Raw genomic sequence first — 8740 nt, 5'->3', positions numbered from 1 at the left:
GGGCTTGCTCGCGAAAGCGTCGTGTCAGACGACATCGTTGTTGGATGACACGACGCCTTCGCGAGCAAGCCCGCTCCCACAGGGGGATCTTCATGCACTTCTATATAGCGGGCACCGGGCGACAGGCCCGGTGCCGGTGCAACTAGATACCTTCGAGCATAGCGTCTGCCGGGGCTTCTGAGCGTTGCTTGGCGGTCAGCTGGAAATACAGATAGCCAGCGGCCATGAAACCCAGGAACGCACAGCCGATCAGCGTGTTGAACCACGCCATCGCCACCAGGCACACCACGGCCAGAAACAGCGCAATTGCTGGCACCACCGGATAGCCCGGGGCGCGAAAGGTGCGTTCCAGATTCGGCTCGGTCTTACGCAGTCTGAACAGGCTGAGCATGCTGATGATGTACATCACGATCGCGCCGAACACCGACATGGTGATCATCGCAGCAGTCAGGGTCATGCCTTGCAGATTGACCAGTCCATCGCTGTAAATCGCCGCGATACCAATCACACCGCCGGCCAGAATCGCCCGATGCGGGGTCTGAAAGCGCGACAACTTGGCCAGGCTTTTCGGCAGATAACCGGCGCGGGCGAGGGCGAAGAATTGTCGCGAGTAACCAAGAATGATCCCGTGGAAACTCGCCACCAGACCGAACAGGCCAATCCACACCAGCATGTGCATCCACGATGAGTTGTTGCCGACCACCGCTTTCATTGCCTGTGGCAGCGGATCATTGATGTTCGACAGTTGGCGCCAGTCGCCGACGCCGCCGGCCATCACCATCACGCCGATGGCGAGGAACACCAGAGTCAGGATGCCGCTGACATAAGCCTTGGGAATTGTGCGTTTCGGGTCCTTGGCTTCTTCGGCGGCCATGGCGGCGCCTTCGATGGCGAGGAAGAACCAGATCGCGAACGGGATCGCCGCAAAGATTCCGGGGATCGAGCCCATCGTGAACTCGTTGGAACCCGACCAGCCATTGAGCACGAAATTGCTGAAGCTGAAGCCCGGCGCGACCACGCCCATGAACACCAGCAGTTCGGCGACCGCCAGCACGGTGACCACCAGCTCAAAAGTCGCGGCAATGCTGACGCCTAGGATGTTCAGGGTCATGAACACGAAATACGCGCCGACCGCTGCCACCTTCGGATCAAGCTCCGGGTACTGCACATTGAGGTAGGCGCCGATGGCCATGGCGATCGCCGGTGGGGCGAAGACGAATTCGATCAGCGTGGCGATGCCGGCGATCAACCCGCCTTTTTCGCCGAACGCCCGGCGGCTGTAGGCAAACGGCCCGCCCGCGTGGGGAATCGCGGTGGTCAGTTCGGTGAAGCTGAAGATGAAGCAGGTGTACATGGTCGCGACCATTAGCGCCGTGACCAGAAATCCGAGGGTGCCCGCGGTGCCCCAGCCGTAACTCCAGCCGAAGTATTCGCCGGAAATCACCAGGCCGACGGCAATACCCCAGAGGTGCAGGGTGCCGAGTGTGGGTTTGAGCTGTGTGGTGGAAGTCATAAGTCCTCTCTGTTTTTTATTGTTCGATCTGTTGGACTTTCGGGTGCAGTGGTTGAGGTGGATGGACGCTGTTCACGCAGCGGCAGTTTTTGTGCAAAACCTGAATGACGGGTACGCAAGGGCCGTGCCAGAGCGGCCAGGCCATTGATGGTGTGTCAGACAGGACGCCTTCGCGAGCAGGCTCGCTCCCACAGTGGATTTGTGCCGAGCCTGTGTATGTGGTGCGACACGACTCCCTTGTGGGAGCGAGCCTGCTCGCGAAAGCGGTCGAAAGGGCGACACAGAAATATCTGTATCGCCCCCGGGTTTTAGAAGAAGCCCAACGGATTGATGTCGTAGCTCACCAGCAGGTTTTTGGTCTGCTGATAGTGATCGAGCATCATCTTGTGGGTTTCACGGCCGACGCCGGACTTCTTGTACCCGCCAAACGCGGCGTGCGCCGGGTACAGGTGGTAGCAGTTGGTCCACACACGACCGGCCTTGATCGCGCGGCCCATGCGGTAGGCGCGGTTGATGTCGCGGGTCCACAGGCCGGCGCCGAGGCCGAACTCGGTGTCGTTGGCGATCGCCAGGGCTTCGGCTTCGTCCTTGAAGGTGGTGATGCTCACCACCGGGCCGAAGATTTCTTCCTGGAACACGCGCATTTTGTTGGTGCCTTTGAGCAGGGTTGGCTGGATGTAATACCCGGTCGCCAGATTGCCCTCGAGTTTTTCCACCTTGCCGCCGGTCAGCAGCTCGGCGCCTTCGCCCTTGGCGATTTCCAGGTACGACAGGATCTTGTCGAATTGCTGTTCGGACGCCTGCGCGCCAACCATGGTGTCGGTATCCAGCGGGTCGCCACGTTTGATCTGCAGGACTTTCTTCATCACCACTTGCATGAATTCGTCGTAGATCGATTCCTGTACCAGTGCGCGGGACGGGCAGGTGCAGACTTCGCCCTGGTTGAAAAACGCCAGCACCAGGCCTTCGGCAGCTTTTTCGATGAAGGTCGGTTCGGCCTGCATGATGTCTTCGAAGAAGATGTTCGGCGACTTGCCGCCCAGCTCCACGGTCGATGGAATGATGTTCTCGGCCGCGCATTTCATGATGTGCGAGCCGACCGGGGTCGAGCCGGTGAAGGCGATCTTGGCGATGCGTTTGCTGGTGGCCAGGGCTTCGCCGGCTTCTTTGCCGAAACCTTGCACCACGTTGAGCACGCCCGGTGGCAGCAGATCACCGATCAGCTCCATCAGCACGCAGATGCCCAGCGGGGTTTGCTCGGCAGGCTTGAGTACCACGCAGTTGCCAGCGGCCAGTGCCGGGGCGAGTTTCCACGCGGCCATCAGCAGCGGGAAGTTCCACGGGATGATCTGCCCGACCACGCCCAGCGGTTCATGGATGTGATAGGCCACGGTGTTGCCGTCGATTTCGGCAGCGCTGCCTTCCTGCGCGCGCAGGCAACCGGCGAAGTAGCGGAAATGGTCGGCTGCCAGCGGGATGTCGGCGTTGAGGGTTTCGCGGATGGCTTTGCCGTTGTCCCAGGTTTCGGTGATCGCCAGCAGTTCGAGGTTCTGTTCGATGCGGTCGGCGATTTTCAGCAGGATCAGCGAGCGCGCCTGCACCGAGGTCGCGCCCCACGCATCGGCTGCGGCGTGGGCGGCGTCCAGTGCCTTGTCGATGTCTTCGGCAGTGGAGCGGGGGAATTCGGCAATCGGCTGGCCACTCACTGGCGAGGTGTTGGTGAAGTACTGACCTTTGACAGGTGCGACGAACTCGCCGCCGATGTAGTTACCGTACTTGCTCTTGAACGAGACTTTGGCGCCTTCAGTACCGGGGTGAGCGTAACGCATGATGTTGTTCTCCTTGGCTTTGTACTTATTAGAGAAACGCGCAAGTGCGCTTGCTATAAGCGTAGAGCAAAGGTCGGGCCACTGCCGTGCAGGGCAGGCAAATCAAGGCTTTGCGCGGTTTGTGTCGGACGGGCGGACGCAGCCTGTGATGGTTTCGGTACAGAGGGGGTGACAGTTTGTACCGCTTTTGGCACAGCCAGTGACCGGCTGGTCTTGCCAGCATTGCAATGCCGGGGCGGCTGGAGGATGCTGGGCCTCACCTCAGCATTGGGCCATCGAGCCTCGGGGAGAATAATAAGAAATGCACGACAACCATTTGAGTCGCCATGCCCAGCAGGTTCTCACCGTCAGTCAGGGCAAGCCGCACCTGCACGGGCCCGGTGCCGATCCGTCGATTGCCCGCTCGTGGCTGCGCTGTCTTGAGGACTATCACCTCGACCCGGCCCTGACCATGGCGCCCACCGTGCTCGAACACGGGCGCGTGCTGGAAAGCCGCGAACGCCTGCAACAGGTGTTGCAGATCGCCGGCAATGAAATGAGCAGCCTGCATCAACAACTGTCGGGCGCCGGTCATGCGGTGCTGTTGACCGACGCGCGCGGGGTGATCCTCAACTGCGTTACCGCACCGGCCGAGCGCAAGATTTTCGAACGCGCCGGTCTCTGGCTCGGCGCCGACTGGAGCGAAGCCTGCGAAGGCACCAACGGCATCGGCACCTGTCTGGTCGAGCGCCAGGCACTGACCATCCATCAGGACGAACACTTTCGCGGCCGCCACACCGGCCTGACCTGCTCGGCGAGCCCGGTGTTCGACCCGCACGGCGAACTGCTGGCGGTGCTCGACGTGTCCTCGGCGCGCCAGGACGTTTCTCGGCAGAGCCAGTTCCACACCATGGCGCTGGTCAATCTGTCGGCGAAGATGATCGAGAGCTGCTATTTCCTGCGTTGCTTTGATAACCAGTGGTTGCTGCGTTTCCATCTGCAGGCCGAGTCGGTCGGTCTGTTCAGCGAAGGGCTGCTGGCGTTTGACGGGGAAGGGCGGATCAGTGCGGTCAACCAGAGTGCGCTGAACCTGCTCGGGCATATTCGCGGAGGCTTGCTCGGCAAGCCGGTGGAAGCGTTCTTCGATTGTTCGCTGGACGAGTTGCTCGGTCGGGCCAGCGCCAATGCCAGCGCCAGTTGGCCGCTGCGCACCCGCGACGGGCGGCATCTGTTTGCCTTGTTGCGCGGCGAATCGCGCAAGCCGGCGCCGATCCTGCCGGCCCCGGTCGTGGCCAAGCCTCAACCGCTGACGAACATTTGCCTCGGCGACGCGGCGCTGCAAGCGGATTTCCGCAAGGCGCTGCGGGTGTTCGAACGCGACGTGCCGCTGCTGATCAACGGTGAGACCGGCTCCGGCAAGGAAGCCTTTGCCAAGGCTGTGCATCACGCCAGCCAGCGCGCCAGCAAAGCCTTCGTCGCCCTCAATTGCGCGGCGATCCCGGAAAGCCTGATCGAGAGCGAGCTGTTCGGTTATCGCGGCGGCAGTTTCACCGGCGCGCGCAAGGACGGCATGCGCGGCAAGCTGCAGCAGGCCGATGGCGGCACGTTGTTTCTCGATGAAATTGGTGACATGCCGCTGGCGCTGCAAACCCGGTTGTTGCGGGTGCTGGAAGACCGGCAGGTGGTGCCGATCGGCGGCGAGCCGGAAGCGGTCAACGTGCGGATCATCAGCGCCACTCACCGTAATCTGCTGGAGCGCGTGGCGGACGGCAGCTTCCGCGAAGATCTGTATTACCGGCTCAATGGCCTCGAAGTTGCGCTACCGGCGTTGCGCGAACGCAGTGATAAATCGCAGTTGCTGGATTTCCTGCTGGCCGAGGAGGCCGGCGGCGAAACAATTGTGATCGACGAACCGGCGCGCAAGGCGTTGCTGGCCTTCAACTGGCCGGGCAACGTTCGGCAGTTGCGCAATGTTCTGCGCACATTGGCGGCATTGTGTGATGAAGGGCGAATCGGGCTGGAGGATTTGCCGGCGATGATTCGGCAGACGCGGCCGGCGCTGCAGCTGAAGTCGGTTGAGTCCGAGCATCCGCTGGAAGACGCTGAACGTCTGGCGTTGCTCGATGTGCTGGAGCAAACGCGCTGGCACATGACCCAGACCGCGCAGCAGCTCGGGGTCAGCCGCAATACCCTCTATAGAAAGCTGCGCAAACACGCGATCTCCCGTTAAACCGCGCCGCACCGTTCGCGAGCAAGCCCGCTCCCACAGGATCAGCGCCAACCTTGTGGGAGCGGGCTTGCTCGCGAAGGCGTCGGCGCAGGCGAAACACCAGGTGCGATTTCCCCCTCCCTGCGCTAACCTGCGGCCATGTTTTACGAGGTCGACTATGCACATTCATATTCTGGGTATCTGCGGGACTTTCATGGGCTCGATGGCGGTTCTGGCCAAAGAGCTGGGCCATCACGTGACCGGCTCCGACGCCAACGTCTATCCGCCGATGAGCACGCAGCTTGAGGCCCAGGGCATTCAGCTGACCCAGGGCTACGACCCGGCCCAGCTCGATCCGGCACCGGATCTGGTGGTGATCGGCAACGCCATGTCGCGCGGCAACCCGGCGGTGGAGTATGTGCTGAACAAAGGCCTGCCGTACGTCTCCGGCCCGCAATGGCTGGCCGATCACGTGCTGCAAGGGCGCTGGGTGCTGGCGGTCGCCGGTACGCACGGCAAGACCACCACCAGCAGCATGCTCGCCTGGGTGCTGGAACACGCCGGCATGAGCCCGGGGTTCCTGATCGGCGGCGTGCCGCAGAACTTCTCGGTGTCCGCACGTCTGGGCGGCACGCCGTTCTTCGTGATCGAGGCCGACGAGTACGACAGCGCGTTTTTCGACAAGCGTTCGAAGTTCGTCCACTACCGTCCGCGTACCGCGATCCTCAACAACCTTGAGTTCGATCACGCCGACATCTTCCCCGATCTGCCGGCGATCGAGCGGCAGTTCCACCACTTGGTGCGGACTATTCCGAGCGAAGGTCTGGTGATCCACCCGACCACCGAACCGGCCTTGCAGCGCGTGATCGAAATGGGCTGCTGGACCCCGGTGCAGACCACCGGCGTCGGCGGTCAGTGGCAGGTCAAGTTGCTCAAAGACGATGGCTCGGCGTTCGAAGTAATGTTCGAAGGCGTGTCCCAGGGCACGGTCGAATGGGAGTTGACCGGTCAGCACAACGTCGCCAACGCCTTGGCTGCGCTGGCAGCGGCGCGGCATGTCGGTGTGGTGCCAGCGATGGGCATCGCCGGGTTGAGCGCATTCAAGAACGTCAAACGCCGGATGGAGAAAGTCGCCGAAGTACGCGGCATCACCATCTACGACGACTTCGCCCACCACCCGACCGCCATTGCCACCACCCTCGATGGCTTGCGCAAGCGCATCGGCGACGCACCGCTGATCGCGATCATCGAGCCGCGCTCCAACTCGATGAAGCTCGGCGCACACCGTGACGGTCTGCCGGACAGCGTAGTCGATGCCGATCAGGTGATCTGGTACGCCCCGGCCAACCTCGGTTGGGATCTGGGCGCCACTGCCGCACTGTGCAGCGTGCCGTCGATTGTCAGCGATTCGCTGGAAGGCATCATCGAACGCGTGAAGAGCCAGGCCCAGCCCGGTACTCACGTGGTGATCATGAGCAACGGCGGCTTCGGCGGCCTGCACGGCAAACTCGCCGAGGCACTGCAATGAACACTTTTGCCCAGAGCGGCGGCCCGGAACGCATCACGCTGGCGATGACCGGCGCGTCTGGCGCGCAGTATGGATTGCGCCTGCTCGACTGCCTGGTACGGGAAGATCGCGAAGTGCACTTCCTGATCTCCAAGGCCGCGCAACTGGTGATGGCTACCGAGACCGATGTCACGCTGCCGCCCAAGCCGCAGATGATGCAGGCGTTCCTTACCGAATACACCGGGGCGGCCGCCGGGCAGATTCGCGTGTACGGCAAGGAAGACTGGATGTCGCCGGTAGCCTCGGGCTCCGGCGCACCAGCGGCGATGGTGGTGGTGCCGTGTTCCACGGGTACCTTGTCGGCGATTGCCACGGGCGCGTGCAACAACCTGATCGAGCGCGCGGCGGACGTCACTTTGAAGGAACGTCGCCAGTTGATTCTGGTGCCACGCGAGGCACCGTATTCGAGCATTCATCTGGAACACATGCTCAAGTTGTCGAACATGGGCGTGACCATCCTGCCGGCCTCGCCGGGCTTCTATCACCAGCCGCAGACCATCGACGACCTGATCGATTTCGTCGTGGCGCGGATTCTCAATCTGCTGGGCATTCCTCAGGACATGCTGCCGCGTTGGGGCGAGCATCATCTGAGCAGCGATGAATAAGCTGTTGATGATTGCGCTGGCGCTGCAACTGGCCGGCTGCGCCACCGCGCGCACGCTGGATGCGGCCAAGCCGGGGGCGCCGGTGGTGTATTCCGGGACACGCCTGGATTTGTATGCGATGAATGGCGGGTGCTGTGCGATGGATCGCTTCGGGGCTGAGGCGCCGAGTTATCCGGGAGTGGACCTGCCGGCGAGTGCGTTGCTCGATACGCTGTTGTTGCCGTTGTCTTTGCTGACCGTGATTGGCGTGGGGTTTCAGGCGACTGGTGGGTTGTAGGGGAGTGCTGCGCACTCCATTCGCGAGCAGGCTCGCTCCCACAGGAGAGCGCGGTGCAATTGTGGGAGCGAGCCTGCTCGCGAAAGCTTTCTTCCAGACGCTATAGATTATTTGCCGAGCTTTCGCAGCTCATCCGACTCGACGATCCGCACCCCATCCTGTTCTTCCAGCGCCAGGCGCCACATCGCCCGGGCCAGTTGGCAGGCTTCGATGCCGCGATATTTGCCGGGAATCAGTTTGGAGAACGGCGCCGCCAGTTGTTCGCCCAAGCGCGGCTCGGTGCGATCTCCCAGCAATAGCGATGGTCGGCAGATGGTCAGTTGCGGCCAGTCCTGCGCGCGCAACGCCTGCTCCATCTCGCCTTTGACCCGGTTGTAGAAAATCGACGATTTCGGATCGGCGCCCAGCGCGCTGATCACGATCAGGTGCCGCGCGCCCATCTCCCGCGCACGTTTGGCGAAGGCCACCACCATGTCCAGATCCACCGCGCGGAACGCGGCTTCGGAACCCGCCTGTTTGATGGTGGTGCCGAGGCAGCAATAGGCGATATCGACGCGACCACTGAGTTGCGGCAGAAACGCCTGTGGGTCGCCCACCGGGTTTTCCAGGTGCGGATGCTCCGCCAATGGACGACGGGACGGGGCGAGCACGCGGGTGATCGTCGGCTCGTTGAGCAAACGGTCGAGCAGATGTTCACCGGTCAGTCCGGTGGCTCCGGCAAGCAATACGTGCTGAGGCGTCAAGTACATAGTGTTTCTCCC

The 8740-nt window shown here is 62.3% G+C and carries 7 protein-coding genes; 4 read left to right on the top strand and 3 right to left on the bottom strand.

What is annotated here, in order from left to right; translation table 11 throughout:
* Positions 1-142: 142 nt before the first annotated feature.
* Together eat and exaC are read right to left on the bottom strand one after the other, a co-directional pair.
* On the bottom strand, positions 143-1513 hold the full coding sequence (eat, locus tag LVD08_RS18735) for an ethanolamine permease (RefSeq protein WP_247268900.1): 1371 nt from the start codon (positions 1511-1513) through the stop codon (positions 143-145).
* Positions 1514-1821: 308 nt separating this feature from the next.
* On the bottom strand, positions 1822-3342 hold the full coding sequence (exaC, locus tag LVD08_RS18730; RefSeq protein WP_247268899.1) for an acetaldehyde dehydrogenase ExaC: 1521 nt from the start codon (positions 3340-3342) through the stop codon (positions 1822-1824).
* Positions 3343-3643: 301 nt separating this feature from the next.
* Here exaC and LVD08_RS18725 point away from each other — a divergent pair, with 301 nt between their 5' ends.
* From LVD08_RS18725 to LVD08_RS18710, 4 genes are all read left to right on the top strand, one after another.
* Positions 3644-5551 (top strand): sigma-54-dependent Fis family transcriptional regulator, encoded by a 1908-nt coding sequence (locus tag LVD08_RS18725; protein WP_247268898.1) that lies wholly within the window; start codon positions 3644-3646, stop codon positions 5549-5551.
* A gap of 157 nt (positions 5552-5708) precedes the next feature.
* The gene (gene mpl / locus LVD08_RS18720; RefSeq protein WP_027612907.1) at positions 5709-7058 is read left to right on the top strand and encodes a UDP-N-acetylmuramate:L-alanyl-gamma-D-glutamyl-meso-diaminopimelate ligase; all 1350 of its coding nucleotides are present in this window, start codon (positions 5709-5711) and stop codon (positions 7056-7058) included.
* The gene (gene ubiX / locus LVD08_RS18715; RefSeq protein WP_007968137.1) at positions 7055-7702 is read left to right on the top strand and encodes a flavin prenyltransferase UbiX; all 648 of its coding nucleotides are present in this window, start codon (positions 7055-7057) and stop codon (positions 7700-7702) included. The genes mpl and ubiX overlap by 4 nt, the downstream gene beginning before the upstream one ends.
* Positions 7695-7979 (top strand): YceK/YidQ family lipoprotein, encoded by a 285-nt coding sequence (locus LVD08_RS18710; protein WP_096796309.1) that lies wholly within the window; start codon positions 7695-7697, stop codon positions 7977-7979. Before ubiX ends, LVD08_RS18710 begins: the two co-directional genes overlap by 8 nt.
* 107 nt (positions 7980-8086) lie before the next feature.
* Here LVD08_RS18710 and LVD08_RS18705 read toward each other — a convergent pair whose 3' ends face one another.
* Entirely contained in the window at positions 8087-8728 is a 642-nt protein-coding gene (locus LVD08_RS18705) for an oxidoreductase (protein ID WP_007968134.1), read from the bottom strand.
* Between the last annotated feature and the right edge of the window lie 12 nt (positions 8729-8740).

It is taken from the genome of Pseudomonas sp. YL2, assembly GCF_023063025.1.
In the GTDB taxonomy this organism is placed as follows: domain Bacteria; phylum Pseudomonadota; class Gammaproteobacteria; order Pseudomonadales; family Pseudomonadaceae; genus Aquipseudomonas; species Aquipseudomonas putida_A.
This window is presented reverse-complemented; position numbering and strand designations above follow the sequence as displayed.